Source organism: Deinococcota bacterium (genome assembly GCA_030858465.1).
In the GTDB taxonomy this organism is placed as follows: Bacteria; Deinococcota; Deinococci; order Deinococcales; family Trueperaceae; genus JALZLY01.
Map to the genome: position 1 here is coordinate 1 of JALZLY010000112.1, position 20,127 is coordinate 20,127.

The following is a 20,127-nucleotide window of genomic DNA, read 5'->3' on the forward strand; positions in this document are numbered from 1 at the left end:
CTCTAGCGAAAGCCTTTGTGGAGATGGTGCGGCAGCAGGAAGCGTCTCGTCTGGACGAGTGGCTGGAAACCGCCACCAAGAGCAGCGTGACCCCGTTACGTACCTTCGCGGCAGGTAAGCACCTACACAAAAGTTCTTGTGAAGTTCTCAGGGCTAAGAGCCACAATCTGGCGAGGGTAAGGGGAGCAGCTTCCACAATTTCTTTTGCATGGCTACTTATCAAGCAGGACTACTCGGCAGTACGTGCAGCGCTCGAAACGTCCTGGAGCAATGGCCAGACCGAAGGGCGGGTGACAAAACTCAAGCTCATCAAACGCGCTATGTACGGCAGAGCAAACTTCGACCTTCTACGGCAGCGGGTGCTTCTGGAAGCCTAAGCACGGTTAATGAGGGAGAGCCGGTTTCTGGGGTCCACTATACCATCGCGTTAAGCCTCGGCTTCCTTCGCCGCCTCAAGAGCTTGGAGAAAACTCGCGTAGAGCTGCAAAATGCTTAGGCGCTCGTACTGCTCCTTAGGCGCATCGTTCGCATGCATCAAATGGATGAGGAACTGAAGCATACGCGCCTCAATATCCGGCCTACTGAGTGGCTGATTTTGCTTCTGGTCCTTTAACACATCAAACAGCAACGTCCCGAACGGTCGCGGATCAACCCACGGCCGCGCTTCGATCTTCAGAACGGGACACCCTTTCGTGAAGCTAAAGGGTGGCGCTAATCCCGCAGTTTGCAACTCCTCGGGGTTGAATCGCGTTCGGAGATGTGTGGTCATAAGGGTGTATTCGTGCAGTGGTTTATTGTCCGCCTGCTCCGGGGCTCGCATATAGACGTAGTGTCCATCGGTACAGTTGACGTGGCCGCCGTGAACGCCGAACAAAGCCGCATCGCGTACTGGTCTGTCGTTTTCAATCGTTTCTTTGAGCGGCTGACCTTGCATGTCTTTCGGACGCGGAACGGCAAAGTACTCGAGCAGGGTGGCCGGAAGGTCAATAAATTGCACCAGGCTCTCGCGTGTCTCACCCTCCATTTTGCTGCGCGGGTCCCAGATGAAGAGGGGGGTATTCGCGAGGAGGTTATACCAGGGCATTTTGAGCTTCGCCCACCAGTCGTGTTCGCCCAAAAGGAAACCATGGTCAGTACAGACGATGAGCATGGTATCTGCCCATAAGTCAAGCTCATCCATGACATCTATCACGCGTCCCAACTGCTCGTCGCACATGCTCACTAAAGCCGCGTATTCGTAACGAACATGCTCGACGAATTCTGCCGGTTCGCGGACCTGCGCGTAGGGTGGCCAGTCGAAGTGCGGACCCTCATACCTGTGCGGGTAGAGGTCCTTGTACTTTTGATGGGTGAAGAATGGCTCGTGAGGGTCAAAGGTCTCGATCTGCAGGAACCACCTGTTGGCAGTGGCGTTCGTACGTATGAAATCCAATCCCAAGGTGAACACTTGGTGTTGCGGTTGATCTTCCGGCTGTGGCATGTAGCTACGGTTGATCCAGTCTTGGACCCACATGCGCGGATTGTGGTCTTCGTTGAAACTGCTCTGGGCTGGTGTCTCGGGAGGTTCGACACGGCCCTTCCAGAAGTCTCCCTCTTGGCCGCGCACGAACTCCCAACTGCTGTAACGATTATGGTAGGTTCCGCCGCCGTCCTCGAAATAATGCTGATGGTCTGTCACCAGGTGCGTGTACACCCCATGCTTCTGAAGAATTTCAGGCATAGAATCATCAAACGGCTCGAGTGGTCCCCAGCTCCGGTGCAGAAAGTTGTACCGCCCGGTGTGCAGTTCACGGCGCGCTGGCATGCATGGCATGCTTCCGATGTAACTGTTGGTGAAAGTGATGCTGCGCTTAGCAAGGCGCTCGAAGTTCGGGGCGTGTACCCAATCACAGCCGTACGGCGGTAGCATATGCCGATTGAGTGAATCAAACATCACCATAATCGCTTTCATACATTCTCCCGATGAACTCTCATGAAGCTAGGTGACCTGCTCTATTAGTCGGCCCACTTCTCATGTTAGGTCATAGGAGCTCCAGCTCCTAGTGGATCAGGTAGCTTGGTGGTCAGGCTGGTCCAAAGGGGCACTTTAGGAGCCAGAGGCTCAGGCTCATAGTCGAAGGAACTATAGGGCCTGATGTGATTGTAGTTCTGCCACCAGTCCTTCTACGGGTATATTTGCTTTGCTTCAGCAAGGGTATGGAAAGCTTGTTACGATGGGCGCTCCATGAGCTCGAGGCGCTAGAAGAGCAGTCTGAGCAGCTTGGATTGTAATAGGCTAATTGGAGATGGGAAGGGTACGTACTATTAAGTTGGCCATGAACATTTTTCGACTTTCTATGCTAGTACTCGTGGCCTTGGCTTTAGCTTTGCTCCTCCAAGCCACTGCACAGGGAAAAGTGCCCCAGTCTACCGTCCCGCTCATCCCACAGGGGAGTTCAGGCTCGGAACCTAAGCCGCTTCTCCACGCTCATGCACACAATGACTATTTGCATGACCGCCCCCTCCTTGATGCGCTAGAACACGGCTTTACTAGTGTTGAGGCGGACATTTTTCTGGTTCTGGGCGTGCTGGCAGTGGCACACGAGGAGCACGAAATTCAGATGGAGAGTACTCTACAGACCCTCTATCTTGATCCACTACGCGAGCGCATTGAGGCGAACAGCGGTGCAGTCTATCAGAGCGGTCCGTCCTTTACCTTGCTGATTGATATCAAGAGCGATGCTGAAGCGACTTACCTTGCGCTGCATGAGGCGCTAGCGTCCTATAGGGACATCCTCACTACCTACGGGCCTAACGGGATGGAGGCGGGGCCGATACAAGTCATCATTTCGGGAAATCGCCCGCGCGAGCTGATGGCGACTCAAACTGTACGTTACGCCGGGTACGATGGCAGGCTAACTGATCTCGAATCCCCAGCACCCACCACCTTCATTCCCTTGATTAGTGACCGGTGGACCTCGACGTTCACCTGGAATGGTGAAGGGCCAATCCCGCCAGATCAGCGACAGAAGTTGCGTGATATTGTTGAGCGTGTGCATGCTGCCGGACGCCGCGTGCGCTTTTGGGCCACTCCGGATACACCAGGCCCGGCACGTGAGGCGGTATGGCAGGAGCTAATAGCAGCCGGAGTGGACCTCATTAATACCGATGACCTGCGGGCCCTGCAGCGATTCCTGGCAGATATAACTGATCAAGGAAGCTAGGTTGAACTTTACCCCTCTATCCAGCTCCCACTGACAACAATAAGCACCTGATCATTATGAGCCGCGTCTCTTTTAGGGAGGGAATACCTCTGCCCACTGCAGGGGCGTGTTAGTGGTGATCTGATCGGCTCCAGCGTCGAGCAGCACTCGCATCTCATCATCACGCGAGCCGTCTGCTAAGTGGTCCAGTGTCCACACATCGACCAAGCTATTAGGAAGGAGGTCATGGATGAAGGCTATGGGGTTGAAGCCGTCCCGCAGTGCCTGATGCACAAAATCCTTGCGAAGGTAAAACTCCGCTGCGGAGGGCACTAGGGAAAGCAAGGTCTCGACTCGATCCTCTAGGTAGTCGCGTGGCGAGAGCAAGGCGCGGTAACCAAGTGGGTGGTCATCAAGGTAGCCATAGGCGTTAAGTCGCGTGGGTAAGCGAACCAAATCATCAACAGGAGCGTCAAGATGATAGGCGAAGTCAAGACCAAGCTGGAGTTCCGGGTCCAGCCGGTGGAGAGCACGGAGATTCCAATCCCCCAAACAGCCAATTACGACACGCACGGCATCATGTTCACGTAATGGCTGGAGCGCCTCAACTAGAGCGGCGGCATGGTGCGACCCCAATGGGAGGAGTTCCTTAAGGTCGACTTGAACTTTGGTTGGTCGCCCGATGCCCCGGAGAATGCCGACGACTTCCTGCAAGTCAGCGGGCGGTTCGTCCGAATCACGAAGGCGAACGGTCTTAACCTCTCCCAGCGTTCGTTTCCGCAGTGGCCCCACCCCTGTCGTCTCACGCTGAAGTGTTAAATCATGCAGCAGGACGAAGTGGCCGTCAGCAGTCAAACTGACGTCGAACTCCAGCACGCCCGCCCCACCGCTAACGACTTCCCGAACGGCTGGTAGGGAATTCGGCGGTGCTGTTCTACGACCAGTCAGGAGCTTGTGGTACTTCAGCAGGACCTGCTTGCCTTGGTAGTTTAGGAAGCGCGGCAGCATCACGCGCTGAGGCGCTTCCCGTCGCTGCCGAACAGGTGAAGACGGTCAAGCGGGAAGTCCAAGCCGATCGTTTCTCCGGGAGTCGGAGGCGCCTCGTTGGCAACCATGACCTTGAGGGTTATGCCGCCAACCTCAACAGTGAGCAGTGCCTCTTTCCCGAGAGGCTCAACGAGCAAGATGGTGCCTGGGGTAGTGCCCCCCAGGCGAATATCCTCTGGCCGTATCCCAAGGGTACCTTCTCCTCCGGGGTGCCCCGGGCGTACGGGTACAGTGACACTACCGATTTGGAACGCTCCATTGAAGTGCCCTTTGACCAAGTTCATGGGGGGATAGCCAACAAAGCTAGCAACGAAGGTGGTGGCTGGGCGCCGGTAGAGTTCGTCTGGTGTAGCGAACTGCTGCACCTCCCCGACCGAGAACACGGCAACGCGGTCGGCCATAGCGAGTGCCTCGGACTGATCGTGAGTCACCAGAATGGTGGTGACGCCAAGCTCCTGTTGTAGACGGCGGATTTCAGCGCGCGCCTGAAGGCGAATGAGGGCGTCGAGATTGGAGAGGGGTTCGTCGAGCAGCAGTAACTGCGGTTCCTTAACAAGGGCCCTGGCTAGGGCAGCTCGCTGCTGCTGACCCCCCGAAACCTGCGAGGGGCGCCGCTGGAGCTGTTCATCTATGCCGAGCAGCTTCGCGTTCTGCTCTACTTTCGTTTGGACCTCGTCTTTAGGCTTGCGTTTCAGTCGTAGTGGGAAAGCGATGTTCTCGAACAGGGTGAGGTGCGGGTAGAGTGCGTAAGACTGGAAAACCATGCCTATGTCACGGTCACGCGGGTGCAGTGAGTCAATGCGTTTGTCGGCAAAGTAGATCCTGCCTGCAGTCGGCTGGTAAATGCCCGCGAGCAGGAGCAGCGTCGTGGTTTTCCCGCAGCCGGATGGGCCAAGGAAGGCGACGAGTTCTCCTCCCTCGAGGGTCAGATCAAGCGACTTCAGTGCCTGCACCTTCCCAAAGTGCTTAACTAGACCCTCGAGACGTACCGTAACACCTCTCATTGTTTGCTCTCTCCTAAGTTGCCTACCGTCTGGTAGCAAAACCTCCCGCACCTGTTCATCCCTTGGCACCCCCCGAGTATATGTTGAGAAGGTAACGCTGGCCCAGCAGGAAGAGGAGGATCACTGGTAGAGCGTAGAAAAAGCCAATCCCAGCAATAAGGCCGTATTCAGTAAAGGACTCCCCCAAAAAGCTTTGCAGGTAAAGTGCGAGGGTCCAGCTCCGGCCAGACACGATCAAGGTGAAAGGGAGGATGAACTCACCCCAAGCGGAAAGCAAGGCGAAGGTGCCGAGCGCCAGGAGGCCAGGTCGTACCAGTGGTAGGGCAATCTTCCAGTACACCGTCCAACGGGAGGCGCCATCAACAAGAGCGGCCATCTCCATATCCCACGATAGGTTGTCAAAGAAGCCCTTCATGAGCCAGATGCCAAGGGGAAGCTCGAGTGACACCTTGACCAGGATCACACCGATCAGGGTGTCGAAAAGCCCCAGCAGGCGAAGCATGTAAAAAAGTGCGATAATTAAACTAATAGCGGGAAAAGCATGAAGAATCAAGACGAAGCCCAGGTATACGCTACGAAGCGGAAAACGCATGCGAGAGATAGCGTAAGCTGCCATTGAAGCCACCAGGACCTCTATAGTGGCCACGGCCACCGCGAAAAGTACCGAGTTGCCTAGCGCCACCCAAATCGATGGTCGGCCACTAAATGAACCTTCCCAGAGGAAGCGCCAGTTTCGCGGATTGAAGCTTCCTTGCGGTACCAAGCCAAAGACCCTATCAAAGAATCCCGTCATCACCAGCCAGCTGAGACCAGCAAGCAATGGCAGTGTGACCACGAGCATAAGCAGCACAATGAGCGGCCAACGCTTGGGCAGGATAGGCATCAGTTGACCTCGATCTTGGGTTCGGCAACAAGAGCATTGAAGTTGAAGAAACGTAGATAGAGGAGGGAGATGATCACGCCTATGATGATCAGGAAGGTGGCCATCGCTGCACCGAGACCAAACTCAACGTTGCCAAAGTAGTTGGAGAGGGCAAGTTTGTAAGCATGAAGCGACCAGACTGTCGTGCGCAGCAGCCCCGGACCGCCATCGGTTAACAACAGGATGTACTCAAATGAGGTTAGGAGTGACAACGTCTGGTAAACCGTAACGAACAGTATCGGCCAGCGCAATAATGGAAGCACCACCCGCCGCACCGTTTGCCATGTTGTAGCACCATCGACCGCCGAGGCATAGAAGAGATCTCGGGGGATCGCGCGGATGGCTGACGTGAAGATGAGCATGCCGAAGGAAGCGCCCACCAGGCCGTTCGCGAGGATGATCGTTGTCCAAGGAACCGCACTTATCCAGCTCTGGTCAGTGCCAGTCAGGTTGCTTACCAAGCCGTAGGGCGCACGCGCCATCAGTCCCTGCCACACAAAAACGTAGACGACAGGGGGCAGGATGCGTGGCAAGAGCCATAGAGAACGGAAGTTGTCACCAAAACGCTCAGGCATTAGCGAGGTGGTAATAGCAAGTGTTAGACCCATCAGGATGTTAAAAGCCAGCGTCAGGCCCACATAGCGCAGGGTGTTGACGAGTATTCTTGGGATAAAGGGGTCATTAAAGAGATAGCGGTAGTTGTCGAGCCCGACCCAGCTCGCATTTCGGAACGTAATAGTTGAAAGATCCGTCAGTGAAAGATAAACAGTAACCACCACGGGCACCAAGAAAAAAAGGATGATAAGCAGTGATGCTGGCAGAAGAAAGAGGAATGGTACTAGGTAACGCCTCAAGCACTGACCTCCCCATAGGCGCTGGCAAGTAGGAACCCAGGTGGGATAAACCCACCTGGGTTCAGCCGAGCTGTTACTGGATCCTCACTTGATCGCCGAGCTGCCGCTGCATCTGTGAGGCCACAAGGTCAACAGTTGCTTCTGGCGTGAGATCACCGGACTCAACTGCTGATACACCCTGATAAAGCGCATCCTGCCAGTTAGAATACTGAGCGTGTATGGGTGCGAAGGTTGAGTACTCTAAAAGGTAGCTGACCTCCTGGAGAAAGCGATCTTCCAAGGTTTCCGGAGTGCTCGTGAGGATGGGCAGGTGTGCCGACTCCACCGCATGCTTAGCATCGAGTTCAGGAACCGTAGTGTGCGCAAGGAGCCGGACTGCTAGCTCTTTATGGTTGGAGTCTGCCGAAACCATGTAGGCCTGTGGGTTAGAAAGCGTAACGGCGGTGCCGCCCTGCTCCCAACTGGGTTGCGGGGCGAAACCAAAGTTCTCGAAGAGCCAATCCTGCCCTCCCCTGTCGGCAACGTACTGATTGACCCATTCAGCCCAGTTCCAGGTGCCGCCGGAGAAGAACAGCACCTCTCCAGCCGTGACCGGCTGGTGGTACAGCTGCCAATCGCCGCTCAGGCGATCCCGCTGCAACACGTTGGCCTCCACAGCATCAGCCAACCAGGTGAAGTAGCGCAGGGCAGCGTCCCTAGAGAAGACGAGTTGGTCCGTCTCTTCGTCGAAAACCTCGCCGCCAAACGAGCGGTACCACATGGCAAAGTCTGGACCGGGTCTCGGACGGTGATAGAAGCCATTACCAGGCCGCACAACACCCTGCTCGACCGCCTGTTGCGCCGTGCTCAGGACGTCGCCCCAGGTGAACTCACCACTGGCGATCCGCTCGGGCAGGCTCTCGATCTCCTCGTCGGACCAGCCGAGCTCGCTCAGCAGCGTCTTGTTGAAGTAGAGGGGGCGGGCTTCGGTGTCCTGGGGGATCGCGTAGATCCTGTCGTCGTAGGTGACAGCGTTCCACAGCGTGTTGACCACGTCGTCGAACTGCTCGAACTGGTCGATGTACTCGTCCAGCGGCTCGATGAAGCCTGCCGGCGCCCACGTGCCAATGAGCGCAGCTGAGGCCTGCACAATGTCTGGGGCGTTGTTGCTCTGGAAGGCAAGCAACACGCGCCGCAGATAAGGATCCCAATCGGTTGAATCAAATTCCGCATCGAGAGCCACCCGAACGTCGGCACCTTCAGCCTCTAGCTCAGCGTTCAGGCTTTCAACGGCCGCCTGAAGATTTGTCATTCGGGTGATGGACGCATCATCCGGTCCAATCGTCCAGGCCCTGAGGGTGACAGTTTCCTGGGCCCAAGATAGTCCCAGCAAGAGCCCAAATAATACCACTAGCCACTTAGCTTTCATTGACGTACCTCCTCTAATGAATGAGTCTTCCTTTTATAGGAGAAAGCTCTAGCCATCTGAACACGAAGATTTTCCACTTGAAATTAATCCAAGGCCTGAAGAGCTGCATTTACCGAACCAGACACTTTCTTAGGTGATTACGGTGCAGTAATGAGTCGTAGTATCGTTGATGGTCGCGTTGAATCACACAGCAGCAAGGAAAGCTGAAGTTGTCTACGTCAAAGGCCCCTTATGAAGTTCCCAAAATGCCAAGAAGGAAAATGTCCTGTAACAATGCCGGAAACACCTAAGGTCCGTTCACGCAAGTGCCACCTCCTTAACGGCCAACTTCATCTGTCAGAACTTGATCATACATTTAAAATATAATGCCTTAGCTCTGGATTGTCAATCACTCGAAATTGACTTCTGCTTCAAGACGGCCAGGCTTAAGCAAGCTGAAGCCGATGTTGGGCTAAGGCTTACGGTTTACCAGTACGGCTGATGTGAAATAAAGCTCAGTCAATAAAAGAGAAGGTCTGCACGTCCATGTGGTAGACCTTCCTCAAGAACAACTTGAGCGTGTGACTGGTAACGAGTGCCGCCACCCGCGTTCCCAACCCTACCACCGTCTTCGCCAGCAAACGCTCCAGATTCTTCCCCAGGTTCTGCAACTCGTTGAACACCCCCTCCATTCGCTGCCGCAGGCTCCCTACCACCGTATCAAGCTCCTGAGGATTTTGCTCCTGCTGATTCTTCCGTTTCGCCGTCATCACCCTTACCTCGAGCGTTTCGAGTACCTCCTGCTGCCAGAACGCGCCAATGAAGCCCTTGTCACACAAGAGCTGACAGTGCCTGACCTGCTCCAGAAGCTGTTCCGCCGCCAAACGCTCGTCGGTGTTGGCAGGCAGCAAGTCGTAACACACAGGCACCCCTTCTAAGGTGGCAAGCATGATGAGCTTGTAACCGAAGTACTTCAAGGCGCGGCTGCTCGCTGCGCTCGGGCTCGAGCTGGCAGCAGTCCCGGCAGCAACCCACCCCATTCGACGAAAGGGAGGCAACGACCAATGAGCAGACGCAGAAGGGGTGAGGGAACGATCAGGCCCCGACCGGACGGCCGCTGGGAGGCGCGCGTCACCGTCGGCTACAAGCCCAACGGCTACCCCATCCAGCGCAGCGTCTACGCCAAGACCGAGGACGAGGCCATCGCCAAGCGGGCCGCGCTCATCACCCAGCACCGACAGAGCCGCCTCACCGAGCCCAGCAAGGCGACCGTCGCCGAGTGGCTCGAGCACTGGCTCAAAAGCAAGACGCACCTCGCCGAGAAGAGCCGCAACAACTACCGCCAGGAGCTCCAACCCGTCATCGACGCGCTCGGCAGGGTGCGGCTGCAGGCCCTAAAGCCGGCGCAGATCCAGGGCATCCTCACCTCGCTGGCGAGCACGCCCCGCAAGCAGGGCAAAGCAGCCACGCACCTGCGGGCCGCGCTCAAGGAGGCGGTGCAGCTCGAGGTGCTCGTCCGCAACCCCGCCGAGGCCGTAAAGGTCCGGGCGCCGCGCGTCGCGAAGGGCATCAAGGCGTGGTCGCGGGATGAGGCGAGCCGCTTCCTCCAGGCGGCCCGGGGCGAGCTCGTGAGAAAGGCCACCGGCGGCAGGGCGACCAAAGGCGGACCGGTAGAGGTCATCGCCGTGGGGCCAGATGATGCCGAACCCGCCAGCTACTACCCGATCTATTTCCTGCTGCTGCTGACCGGCCTGCGCCGCGGCGAGGCGCTCGGCCTGCCCTGGAGCGCCGTCGACTTCGAGCAGGGCAGCCTCAGAGTCACGCAGACGCTGAGCATCACCGGCAAGGGCAGCAAGACGGTCCTGAAAGAGGTGAAGACCCCGCACTCGAGGCGCACCCTCTACGTCGGGCGCGACGTGCTGAGTGTGCTCCGCGAGCGCCGGGAAAGGCAGGAGGCGGAGAGACGCTTCATGGGCTCGGGGTGGCAGGACAGGGCCGGGCTGGTCTTCACCACGCCGCTGGGAACCCCCATCGGCCCGCGCAACCTCGACCGCGCCTTCAAGGGCCTGGTCGGGATCGCGGGCGTTAAACCCATCAGCCTGCACGGCCTCAGGCACACGCACGCCTCGCTGGCGCTGCAGCGGGGCGTGCCGGTCGAGGTGCTTTCCAAGCGGCTGGGCCACGCGCGCGTCGACATCACCCTCAACCTCTACCGGCACGTGTACGACGCCGAGCTGCGCGAGGCCGCCTTGACCTTCGAGGAGCTGATGGGCCAGCCCAGAGCTCCCGGTTGAGCGCTTATAGGGTCAAACATAGGGTCAAAGCGAAAAAGGAGCACGCCCGGCGGGCTGGGCGTGCTCCTTTTGTTCGTCCCTGACGGTGTTTCCTTGGTGGGCGATGACGGGCTCGAACCGCCGACCCTCCGCTTGTAAGGCGGATGCTCTTCCAGCTGAGCTAATCGCCCTCGCCTGCTCGAGTCCAGAAAGGAGGAACCCGAAGGCTCCTCCCTGGTTTCCTGGTGACCCCTACGGGATTCGAACCCGTGCCGCCACCTTGAAAGGGTGGTGACCTAACCGCTAGTCGAAGGGGCCTCAACCTGGTGGGTCGTATAGGGCTCGAACCTATGACCCGCTGATTAAAAGTCAGCTGCTCTACCAGCTGAGCTAACGACCCAGCAGCGTTTGCCAGTATATGGACTGTGGGCACCCCTGTCAAGGGCTGGCGAGGCAGTTCTTTGGCCCTCAAAGCCACTTCCCAACGGCCCTCAGGTGAACAAAAGGTAAACAAAAGGTTAAGCTCGCTCCGGAACCGAGCGGGTGAAGACGGCTCCGAAACCTATCGCGCAGAGGGTCTTGGCGGCGACACTCGCTCGAGTCCTCGCCCTCACGACAAGGTGAACCCGGCGACAGCGGCTTGGATGATGATGAGAAACTTGTACGGGCGCGCCGCTATACTTTAGGCGTGAAACATGTACTGAAAAGCCTTTTACTTCTGATGCTCGGCGGAACCGCGTCGGCGCAGTTGGCCTTTTTCGAGGTCGCCCGCAGCGGCTCGCCCGCCGAACTGCGTGCGGCGCTGGCGGCGGGCGCAAACGTGAACGTCCTGGACGAATACGGCCAGACGCCGCTCTTCTACGCGGCCGAGTACAACAGCCCCGAGGTGGTGGAGAGCCTCGTCCGGGCGGGCGCCGACGTCAACGCGCGGACGCCCGACGGTTGGACGCCGCTCATGGTCGCCTTTCGCAACACCGCGCACCCTCAGGTGGCCTCGCGGCTCTTCAACCTGGGCGCCAGAGCCGACGCGGTGCGTTACGAGACCTATGCCAACGACGCCCTGGGTTACTCGCTCGTCTATCCCGCGGGCATCCTCGAGCCCCAGGGAGAGTTGGGCGGCGGCGACGGCCAGAGCTTCTTGAGCCGTGACGGCCGAGCCAGGATGCTGGTCTTCAGCCTTCCCGGGGGTTCCCAGAGCCTGGCGGACCTGTACGCGCTCGAGTCCGCCGACACGTCGAGCCGCACCGTGACCTACCAGGTCTTGCGCGACGGCTGGTTTGTGGTTTCGGGCTACGAAGACGACGAGGTCTTCTATCAGAAGACGCTCCTGGCCGGAGAGCGCCTCATCACCGCCGAGCTCAAGTACCATCGCCAGCTCCAAGCCGTCTTCAGCGCCATCACCTCGCAGATCTCCTGGTCGTTTAGTTTGACGCCGGTGAGGGCGCCGGCACCCGCGCAGGCAGCCACGTCCCCGGCGCCGCGGGCGAGCACAACGCCGGCTCCCGAAGAGACGCCGCGGCCTCCGCCCTCACCGGCGCAGACGCCCGGCCCCGCATCCCAGCCCGACACGCCGCCACTCGAGGTGACACCGCCTGCCATGGCGACAGCGCCGGAGCAGACCGACACGCCGCCACTCACGCCTGAACCGGCGCCCCCACGCGAGGAGCCCGCCCCGACAAGCCCACCGATACCAACACCCGCACCAGCACCAGCACCTCCTCGCGAGACGGCCGCCCGCTTTTTCGACGAGGCCTTCCGGCTCGCCGGTGTCCGTGAGGTAAGTTGCAGCGATACGGTGATGGCCGACGCCGCTCCAGGCGGCCTCGAGGTGCGCTGCGGCCGCAAGCATCAGGACGCGGTCGGCTTCAAGGGGACATGGGACCGCGCCGCGGCCGGTTTTACGGCCCTCGAGGCCGTCAGCCCCTGGCAGATTGCGGGCGGCAGCCACTGGCGCGATTACCAGCAGGACGAAAGCAGGATGACGGTCATCTTCAACGACGGCTACATCATCAACGCGGCGGAGGTAATCCTCTACCGGCGCCCCGGCCCTTGACGCCGAACCTCTAGCTCCTGACCTCGACAAGCTCGCTCACGAACTTGCGCTCGGCGGACGCCTTGCTCCAGGGGTCGTCGTAGGCGGCTACCACCTTGTTGTGGAAAAAGTTGTGGAAAAAGTCGATGAGATAGCTTTTGCGTTTAAACGCGAGCAGGGTAGGGTCGAGCGCGCTGCTGGGCATGGGCTCCGTCCACGGGCTTCGTCTTAGATGATGAGTCGAGCCCTCGTCTTGACCATCATACTGGCCTTCATGGTAATGCCAGAAAGGCCTGTCGTGCAGTAAGGTTTAGCGCTGGTTTAAGATAGAGCACTGCAAGACTTAGGGGCTCGAGCTCGAGCCTTTGGAAACTCTTGCAGGAAACCTTTGCAGGAAACCCTTGCAGGAGACCATAGCGAACATGAGGAGGACGACAGGTGGCCAAGCAGTTTAGTGAACTCATCAGGGACAGCGCCTTTGGCGTGGGCAACAGGCGAACGCTCAAGGCGTTCTACGGCGAGGTCAGGGAGGCCGTCAAGGCGGGCCGGCTCGTGCTCGAGGGCCACTCGCTGCCCGCCACCATGAACGAGTGGCTTTCGCGGCTGGAGGGCGAGCACAAGCCGCTCGCCAAAGACCAGGAGGTGATCGATTTTTCCCTCGCCGAGGACGACAAGTTCGCGGCCTGGCGCGCGGGTCGCAGCCAGGGGCGCGGGGCGGCGGGCCGGCGAGGCAGCCTCTATCTGAGCGAGGCCTCACGCGACCTGCTGCAAGACATCCAGGCGCTCGCCGGGGCCAAGGACTCGAGCATGGTCGGCGCAAGCAGCAAAAAGGAAGACCTGGTCTCAGCACTGTCCGACCTCCAGGCCGCCGTCTCGGAGTTCTTGAGCACCTACGAGCGGGTGCGCGGCCCGCTGCGTCTGCCCGACCCAGCGCTCGAGCTCAGCAGGGTCAAGGTCAGAAAGGCGAGCAAGGTCGGCCGCGGCAAGGAGAGCGCGTGAACGCCGCCTCCGTCATCATCGGCCTGGTGGCGCTCGTCATCGCGCTGGTCGGCTTTATCCCGCTGTTGGGCTGGCTCAACTGGCTGGTTCTGCCCGGCGCGGTGGTCGGCCTGGTCCTCGGCCTGATGAGCCGTCAGACGAGCGGGCGCAACATCAACCTGGTGGTCATCGTGCTGGCGCTCTTTCGCCTCTCCTTGGGCGGCGGCATCCTCTAGGGTCGAACATAGGGTCAAACAGAAGACCCCGCCGCCCATTCCGAACGGTCAGGATGGTGTCATGGGGCCGCTTGAAAGGACAGTTTATGAGGACAATTGTCCTCATCAAGTTGTGGCCGTTTCTGCCATAATCAGGGGATGCTCTTGAGGTATGTACCGCCGGGACATGCACAGCCGAGGCAGCCATGGTGACGCCGACTCTGCCCATCGCCTTTGTGGCCGGGCTCTTGTCGTTTCTGTCGCCCTGCGTCCTGCCGCTGGTGCCGTCCTACCTCGCCTACGTCGGCGGCAGTGTCGGCGGCAGTGGCGGCGCCGGGGACGGCCGGCGGCTCCTCGTCTTGCGCAACAGCCTCTTTTTCGTCCTGGGCTTCTCGCTGGTCTTCGTGGCCCTGGGCGCCTCGGCGAGCGCGCTGGGCTCCTTGCTGCTCGACTACCGCTACACGCTGATCACCGTCGCCGGCGTGCTGATCGTCTTTTTCGGGCTGATGATGCTGGGGCTTTTCAAGCTGCCCATCTTCTACCGCGAGTTCCGCTTCAGGTTCCGGGGCGACGCCGCCACGCCGCTCGGCGCCACGCTGCTGGGCGCCGCCTTCGGCATCGGCTGGACGCCCTGCATCGGGCCGGTCCTGGGCGCCATCCTGACCCTGGCGGGCGCTACCGGCACGCTCTCGCAAGGCGTCACCCTGCTGGCGGTCTATGCGCTCGGCCTGGCCGTGCCGTTTCTGCTGGCCGCGCTGGCCGTGGGCAGCTTCGGGCGCTTCTACGAACGCTTCCGGCATTACCTGCCCTGGGTCGAGCGGGCGGCGGGGAGCCTCCTGGTCGTGGTCGGGGTCCTCATGCTGAGCGGCTACTACACTTGGCTGAACAGCTACTTCATCCGCTTCACGCCGTCCTGGCTCTGGCCCTACTTGTGAGCGAAGTCTCCGCAAGCGCATGAAGGCGGTGGAACTGGTGGGCGTGTCGCGGCGCTACGGGCGCAACTATGTCTTGAAAGACGTCAACCTGACCGTGGGCGAGGGCAAGGCGGTGGTGCTTCGCGGCGGCAACGGCGCGGGCAAGACCACCCTCTTGCGCGTCCTGGCGACGACGCTCCGGCCCAGCCGCGGCTGGGGCCGCGTCTTCGGCTTCGACCTCATCAAGGCCGGCCCGGAGGTGCGGCGGCGGGTCGCCTATCTGGGCGTCCTCGGCGGCTCCTACGGCGGCCTCACCGCCGCGGAGAACCTGCGCCTGGCCGCGATACTCTACGGCAAGGACGGCTCGAGCCGCACGCTCGAGGCCTTGCTTGGTCGCGTCGGCCTCGCGGGCGCGCGCGACAAGCCCGCGCGGGCCTTCTCGAGCGGCATGAGAAAGCGCCTGGCGCTGGCCCGGCTGCTCCTCGCCGACGCCCGGCTCCTGCTCCTGGACGAGCCCTACGCGACCCTCGACGAGGACGGCAAGAGGCTCGTCGACGAGGTGCTCCATAGCGCCAAGGGCGAGGGCAAAACGGTGGTGATGGCCTCGCACGACCTGGAGCGCGCCACGCTGCTGGCCGACAGCGCCCTGATGATCGAAGGCGGCCGCCTCTGGCTGGACGACGCTCCGGCGTCCCCGCCCACAGCCGTCATGGCGGTGGGGCGTGGCTGAGCTGAGCGCCATCCTGGCCGTGGCCGGCAAGGACCTCAGGCTCGAGCTGCGCAGCAAGAGCACGCTGGTGGCGACGGTCTTCTTCTCGAGCATCGTCTTGGTGGTCCTGGCCTTCGCCATCGGGCCGGACCTGAACGCGCTTAGGAACGCCGCCCCCGGCGTGCTCTGGGTGACCCTGGTCTTCGCCGGCGTCATCTCCGCGGCGCAGAGCTATCAGGCGGAACTCGAGGGCGAGGCCTTTGAACAGCTCCTCCTCTACCCCGTGCCGCGCGGCGCCCTCTTTCTCGGCAAGCTGCTCGCCAACTGGCTCTTCATGAGCGCGCTCGGCCTGGTCGTCCTGCCGCTCAGCGCGCTGCTCTTCGGCCTGCCCCTGGGGGCCGACTGGCTCTGGCTCGTTCTCACCATTCTCCTGGGCACCTTGGGCTTTGCCATCGTCGCCACCTTCTACGCCGCCCTGACCGCCAACTTGCGGGCGCGCGAGAGCCTCCTGCCGGTCCTGATGTTCCCAGTGGTGGTGCCGGTCCTGATGGCGGCGGTCAGGGCGACGGGTGAAATCGCTCAGCTGGGCAACCTAGGCATGGCCAAAGCTTGGCTACAATTGTTGGTGGGGTTCAACCTCATCTATTTTGTGCTCTGTACGGCCATTTTTCACTTCGTGGTAGAGGAGTAAGGGGATATGAAACAAGACGCGGCTTCACGCCCTCTCGCCGGCCTGAACACCGGCCTGAACACCGGCCTGAACACCAGGCGCCCGCTGTGGCTCAAAGTCTTTGGACTTTTCATCCTGGCGCTCTTCGGCTACGGCTTCTACCTGGCCCTCCTCGCCTCGCCGCCCGACGTAAACCAGGGAGAGCTCATCCGCATCATGTACGCGCACGTCTCGGTCGCCTGGGTCTGCTTTTTGGCGGTCTTCATCGCCGCCTTTTTCGGCGCGCTCTACCTCTGGCGCGGCCGCAAGATGGACGACGTCATCAGCGCGGCTTCGGCCGAGCTGGCGCTGTTCTTCGCGGCGCTCACCATCTTAGGCGGCATGATCTACGCCCGGCCGACCTTCAACATCTGGTGGACCTGGGACGCCAAGCTGACCGCCACGGCGCTGCTCTTTTTCCTGCTGGTGGGCTATTTTATCGTGCGCGGGCTGATCGACGACCCCGAGCGGCGCGCTCGCGTGGCCGCGGTCGTGGCCATCATCGCCATGGCCGACGTGCCCATCATCTACTTCGCCGCCGAGTGGTGGCGCACCCTGCACCCGCCGCTCACCGTCCGGCTCGACGGCGCCGGGGTGTCGATGGACCCCAGGATGCTCTACGTCTTGCTGTTTAACGTCGCGGTGGGCGCGCTCGTCTTTATCTACCTGATGATCGAGCGCGTCCGCATCGGTCGGCTGGAAGCGCGCCTCGAGAAGCGCGAAGACGACAAGGCCCTCAGCGGGGAGGTCATCCATGCTTAGTCTGACACCGTGGGAGTGGGTGGCCCTGGCCTGGGGACAGCTCATCCTCTTCTACCTGGGCTACCTGGGCTACCTGAACTGGCGCTACCAGAGCGTCAAGCGCAGGCTCGAGGACGAGGCGTGAAGCGGCTCGCCTACAGCGTCGCCGGCTTGACGGTGGTGGTCGTCGCCGGCTTGATGATCGTTCAGGCGCTAAGCTCGAGCCTGGTCTACTTCATCCTGCCGAGCGAGTACGAGGCGCACGCCAGCGACTACGAGGCGCGCCGCTTCCGCCTGGGCGGCTTCGTCGAGGCGGGCAGCGTGCGGTTCGACAGCCACAACCTGCTCCTCAGCTTCAACATCACCGACTCGGTCAAGACCTATCCGGTCGAGCACCGCGGCACCGCGCCCGAGATGTTCCGCGAGGGCATGGGCGTGGTGGTCGAGGGCAACTTTCACGGCGGGGTCTTCGCGGGCGACAACCTGCTGGTCAAGCACAGCGAGGTCTACGAGGCGCCCAAGGACGGCGAGCCCGTGGACATCGAGGCGCTTCGGGAGTCGTTACGGTAAAGGGTTTCCAGGTCAGGATTCAGGTCAGGATTAAGGACGTGGTGGTATGGATTTAAGCCTAAGCCTGGGGCAAGTGGGCTCGGTCAGCGTCCTCCTGGCCCTGCTCCTGGCCCTCTACGGGGTCGCGGTGGGCATTCTGGGAACGACCCGGCGCGACGCTCGTCTCCTCACCTCGGCGCGTTACGCGGCCTTTGCCATCTTCGCCGCGCTCACGGCGGCGGTCGTGGTCATGGAGGTCGCCCTCCTCAGCGACGACTTCAGCGTGCAGTACGTGGCCGAGCACTCGAGCGTCGCCTCGCCGCTGTGGATCAAGGTCGTCACCCTGTGGGCGGCCTTGGAGGGTTCGATCCTGCTCTGGGCCTGGGTGCTCTCGCTCTACACCGCGCTCCTCGCCGCCACCGCGCCCAACACCCCGCTGCGCCCCTGGGCGCTCACCACCATGCAGCTCGTGCAGATCTTCTTCGCGGGCGTGGTCTTTTTCGTCGCCAACCCCTTTACCGTCCTGGCGGTGCCGCCTCTGGACGGCCCCGGCCCCAACCCGCTCTTGCAGAACCACTGGATGATGGCCGTCCACCCGGTCCTCATGTACTTGGGCTTCGTCGGCTTGACGGTGCCCTTCGCCTACGCCATGGCCGCGCTCATCACCCGCCGCCCCGGCGCGGAGTGGGCGCAGGAGACGCGCAAGTGGACCCTGGCGGGCTGGGGCTTTCTCTCGGCGGCTATCATAACCGGCGGCTGGTGGAGCTACGAGGTGCTCGGCTGGGGCGGCTACTGGGCCTGGGACCCGGTCGAGAACGTGTCCTTCTTGCCCTGGCTCACCGCCACCGCCTTTATCCACAGCGTCCAGGTGCAGGAGCGAAGGCGCATGCTCAAGGCCTGGAACCTGCTCTTAATCACCCTGACCTTCGCGCTGACCATCTTGGGCACTTTCCTGACCCGCTCGGGCGTCCTGTCGTCGGTCCACGCCTTTGGCGACGGCCCGGTGGGCAGCGTCTTTTTAGGTTTTTTCGTCGTGGTGATGCTGTCGTCGTTCAGCCTCGTCGCGCTCAGATGGGACCAGCTCAGGGACCGCGCCGAGCTCGACTCGCCGGTGAGCCGCGAGGGCTCGTTCCTGCTCGGCAACGTGCTCTTCATCGCGCTGGCCTTCATCGTCTTGCTGGGCACGCTCTTTCCCTTGCTCGTCGAGGCCACCGCGGGACAGCGCGTCACCGTGGGCGCGCCCTTTTTCGACACCGCCAGCCTGCCCTTGTGGATGCTCGTCTTGGCGCTGATGGGCATCGGGCCGCTCCTGCCCTGGCGGCGCGCCGAGCACCAGTCCCTGACGCGCAACCTGCTGTGGATGGTGGGCGCTGGCGTGGTCGCGGGCGGCGTGGCTTATGCGCTCGGCGTCCACAAGCTCTACCCGCTCCTCACCGTGAGCCTGGCCGCCTATAACCTGGTGAGCCTGGGACTGCTGATCGGCGGCACCGTCGGTCCCCGGCGCCGGCTGAGCGGACGCTCGACCCTCTCTCACCTCAGCCAGTACGCCGTGGAGAACCGCCGCCGCTTCGGCTCGATGGTCGTCCACTTCGGCGTGGTGGTGGTGGCGCTGGGTATCGCGGGCAGCAGCGGCTACCGCACCGACACCCAGTACCGCGCCGCGGTCGGCGAGACGGTGGCCTTTGGCGGCTACGACCTCACCGTGACCGGCTTTTTCTTGGAGGACCGGCCCGACCGCGTCTCCAGGGGCGCGACCGTCGAGGTAGCCAGGGGGGGCCGCGTCCTCAGCGAACTGCGCCCGCGCGTCAACCGCTTTACCAACGCGCAGCAGAACGTGGAGACGCCGGGGGTTCTCTACCGGCCGTTCGAGGACGTCTACCTGACCGTCTTGCAGATCGACGAGGACGCCGGCTTCGTCGTCCTGCGCGCGGTGCAGAGCCCGCTCATCTCCTGGATCTGGTTTGGCGGGTTGATCATCGCCCTCGGCACCGGCTACGCCCTGGTTCCGCAGCGCCACCGCGAGGCTGCCCCGCAGCGGGGGGCGGCACCAGCGTGAAGCGGCTCGCCGTGGTGCTGGTCCTGACGGCGGCCTTTGCCGGGCTCTTCGCCTTTGGCGTCTTCGCGCCGCGCTACGAGCGGGCGAGCGCCTCGCCCAGGCTGGACAAGCCCATGCCCGACTTCGAGGCCGAGCTCTTCGCCCGTTACCTCTCGGACTACGGGCCGGCCGTCAGGCTCTCGGATTATCAGGGCCAGCCGGTGGTGGTCAACTTTTGGGCGTCGTGGTGCCGGCCCGCCTGCTACAACGAGGCACCCTTTCTGGAGGCCACCTGGCGCCGCTACGGAGACCGGGTCAAGTTCATCGGCATCGATGTCCAGGACCCGGAAGCGGACGCCGCGGCCTTTTTGGACCGCTTCAACTTCACCTTCCCGAACGCCAAGGATCCCGACATGAGGCTCTACATCGACTACGGCCTGCGCGGCCTGCCCGAGACCTTCTTCATCCGCGCCGACGGCACCCTTCACGCCCGCCACATCGGCGAGATCAGCGAAGGGCAACTGGTCGAGGGGATCGAGGCGATGCTGCCGTGAGGGCAGGGGTCAAGGCGGGGGT

The 20,127-nt window shown here is 61.4% G+C and carries 21 protein-coding genes and 3 tRNA genes; 13 read left to right on the forward strand and 11 right to left on the reverse strand.

Annotation, left to right across the window (positions count from 1 at the left end; genetic code table 11):
- Positions 1-377, forward strand: a 377-nt coding sequence (locus M3498_05310; protein ID MDQ3458709.1) for a transposase, incomplete at its 5' end; no start/stop codon positions are given.
- A gap of 50 nt (positions 378-427) precedes the next feature.
- On the opposite strand, the gene M3498_05315 is transcribed toward M3498_05310, so the two are convergent.
- The gene (locus tag M3498_05315; GenBank protein MDQ3458710.1) at positions 428-1,951 is read right to left on the reverse strand and encodes a sulfatase; all 1,524 of its coding nucleotides are present in this window, start codon (positions 1,949-1,951) and stop codon (positions 428-430) included.
- 535 nt (positions 1,952-2,486) lie between these two features.
- Between M3498_05315 and M3498_05320 the strand changes: the two genes are divergently transcribed.
- Entirely contained in the window at positions 2,487-3,203 is a 717-nt protein-coding gene (locus M3498_05320; GenBank protein ID MDQ3458711.1) for a phosphatidylinositol-specific phospholipase C/glycerophosphodiester phosphodiesterase family protein, read from the forward strand.
- Positions 3,204-3,275: 72 nt separating this feature from the next.
- Here the strand turns inward: M3498_05320 and M3498_05325 are convergent, their stop codons facing one another.
- From M3498_05325 to M3498_05350, 6 genes are all read right to left on the reverse strand, one after another.
- Positions 3,276-4,190 (reverse strand): glycerophosphodiester phosphodiesterase, encoded by a 915-nt coding sequence (locus tag M3498_05325; protein ID MDQ3458712.1) that lies wholly within the window; start codon positions 4,188-4,190, stop codon positions 3,276-3,278.
- Entirely contained in the window at positions 4,190-5,302 is a 1,113-nt protein-coding gene (locus M3498_05330; protein MDQ3458713.1) for an ABC transporter ATP-binding protein, read from the reverse strand. The genes M3498_05325 and M3498_05330 overlap by 1 nt, the downstream gene beginning before the upstream one ends.
- Positions 5,289-6,116 carry a carbohydrate ABC transporter permease gene (locus tag M3498_05335; protein ID MDQ3458714.1) on the reverse strand — a complete coding sequence of 276 codons (828 nt, stop codon included), beginning with the start codon at positions 6,114-6,116 and terminating at the stop codon, positions 5,289-5,291. The genes M3498_05330 and M3498_05335 overlap by 14 nt, the downstream gene beginning before the upstream one ends.
- The gene (locus tag M3498_05340; GenBank protein MDQ3458715.1) at positions 6,116-6,940 is read right to left on the reverse strand and encodes a sugar ABC transporter permease; all 825 of its coding nucleotides are present in this window, start codon (positions 6,938-6,940) and stop codon (positions 6,116-6,118) included. The genes M3498_05335 and M3498_05340 overlap by 1 nt, the downstream gene beginning before the upstream one ends.
- A gap of 142 nt (positions 6,941-7,082) precedes the next feature.
- Positions 7,083-8,417, reverse strand: a complete 1,335-nt coding sequence (locus M3498_05345; GenBank protein MDQ3458716.1) for an extracellular solute-binding protein — start codon at positions 8,415-8,417, stop codon at positions 7,083-7,085.
- A gap of 494 nt (positions 8,418-8,911) precedes the next feature.
- A complete protein-coding gene (locus M3498_05350) occupies positions 8,912-9,373 on the reverse strand; it encodes a transposase (GenBank protein MDQ3458717.1) in 462 nt (153 codons plus the stop codon).
- An 87-nt stretch (positions 9,374-9,460) separates the two neighbouring features.
- Between M3498_05350 and M3498_05355 the strand changes: the two genes are divergently transcribed.
- Complete coding sequence (locus tag M3498_05355; GenBank protein MDQ3458718.1) at positions 9,461-10,690, forward strand: site-specific integrase; 1,230 nt, start codon at positions 9,461-9,463, stop codon at positions 10,688-10,690.
- A 94-nt stretch (positions 10,691-10,784) separates the two neighbouring features.
- Here the strand turns inward: M3498_05355 and M3498_05360 are convergent.
- The 3 genes from M3498_05360 to M3498_05370 all read right to left on the reverse strand — a co-directional run bounded on the left by M3498_05360 (position 10,785) and on the right by M3498_05370 (position 11,069).
- Positions 10,785-10,860, reverse strand: a tRNA-Val gene (locus M3498_05360).
- A gap of 52 nt (positions 10,861-10,912) precedes the next feature.
- Positions 10,913-10,987, reverse strand: a tRNA-Glu gene (locus tag M3498_05365).
- Between the two features lie 6 nt (positions 10,988-10,993).
- Positions 10,994-11,069 (reverse strand) — tRNA-Lys (locus M3498_05370).
- 288 nt (positions 11,070-11,357) lie between these two features.
- Between M3498_05370 and M3498_05375 the strand changes: the two genes are divergently transcribed.
- A complete protein-coding gene (locus tag M3498_05375) occupies positions 11,358-12,722 on the forward strand; it encodes an ankyrin repeat domain-containing protein (GenBank protein MDQ3458719.1) in 1,365 nt (454 codons plus the stop codon).
- 10 nt (positions 12,723-12,732) lie between these two features.
- Here M3498_05375 and M3498_05380 read toward each other — a convergent pair whose 3' ends face one another.
- Complete coding sequence (locus M3498_05380) at positions 12,733-12,906, reverse strand: hypothetical protein (protein ID MDQ3458720.1); 174 nt, start codon at positions 12,904-12,906, stop codon at positions 12,733-12,735.
- Between the two features lie 233 nt (positions 12,907-13,139).
- Between M3498_05380 and M3498_05385 the strand changes: the two genes are divergently transcribed.
- The 9 genes from M3498_05385 to M3498_05425 all read left to right on the forward strand — a co-directional run bounded on the left by M3498_05385 (position 13,140) and on the right by M3498_05425 (position 20,105).
- The gene (locus tag M3498_05385) at positions 13,140-13,700 is read left to right on the forward strand and encodes a hypothetical protein (GenBank protein ID MDQ3458721.1); all 561 of its coding nucleotides are present in this window, start codon (positions 13,140-13,142) and stop codon (positions 13,698-13,700) included.
- Positions 13,697-13,915: a hypothetical protein gene (locus M3498_05390; GenBank protein MDQ3458722.1), complete on the forward strand. Its 219-nt coding sequence runs from the start codon at positions 13,697-13,699 to the stop codon at positions 13,913-13,915. Before M3498_05385 ends, M3498_05390 begins: the two co-directional genes overlap by 4 nt.
- Before the next feature lie 188 nt (positions 13,916-14,103).
- A complete protein-coding gene (locus M3498_05395; GenBank protein MDQ3458723.1) occupies positions 14,104-14,829 on the forward strand; it encodes a cytochrome c biogenesis protein CcdA in 726 nt (241 codons plus the stop codon).
- A gap of 19 nt (positions 14,830-14,848) precedes the next feature.
- Positions 14,849-15,538 carry a heme ABC exporter ATP-binding protein CcmA gene (gene ccmA / locus M3498_05400; GenBank protein ID MDQ3458724.1) on the forward strand — a complete coding sequence of 230 codons (690 nt, stop codon included), beginning with the start codon at positions 14,849-14,851 and terminating at the stop codon, positions 15,536-15,538.
- Positions 15,531-16,208: a heme exporter protein CcmB gene (locus M3498_05405; protein ID MDQ3458725.1), complete on the forward strand. Its 678-nt coding sequence runs from the start codon at positions 15,531-15,533 to the stop codon at positions 16,206-16,208. The genes ccmA and M3498_05405 overlap by 8 nt, the downstream gene beginning before the upstream one ends.
- Positions 16,209-16,214: 6 nt before the next feature.
- Positions 16,215-16,988 carry a cytochrome c biogenesis protein gene (locus tag M3498_05410; GenBank protein MDQ3458726.1) on the forward strand — a complete coding sequence of 258 codons (774 nt, stop codon included), beginning with the start codon at positions 16,215-16,217 and terminating at the stop codon, positions 16,986-16,988.
- Between the two features lie 120 nt (positions 16,989-17,108).
- Positions 17,109-17,537 (forward strand): cytochrome c maturation protein CcmE, encoded by a 429-nt coding sequence (gene ccmE, locus M3498_05415; protein MDQ3458727.1) that lies wholly within the window; start codon positions 17,109-17,111, stop codon positions 17,535-17,537.
- A gap of 46 nt (positions 17,538-17,583) precedes the next feature.
- On the forward strand, positions 17,584-19,572 hold the full coding sequence (locus M3498_05420) for a heme lyase CcmF/NrfE family subunit (protein MDQ3458728.1): 1,989 nt from the start codon (positions 17,584-17,586) through the stop codon (positions 19,570-19,572).
- Positions 19,569-20,105: a TlpA family protein disulfide reductase gene (locus M3498_05425; protein ID MDQ3458729.1), complete on the forward strand. Its 537-nt coding sequence runs from the start codon at positions 19,569-19,571 to the stop codon at positions 20,103-20,105. Before M3498_05420 ends, M3498_05425 begins: the two co-directional genes overlap by 4 nt.
- Positions 20,106-20,127 lie beyond the last annotated feature (22 nt).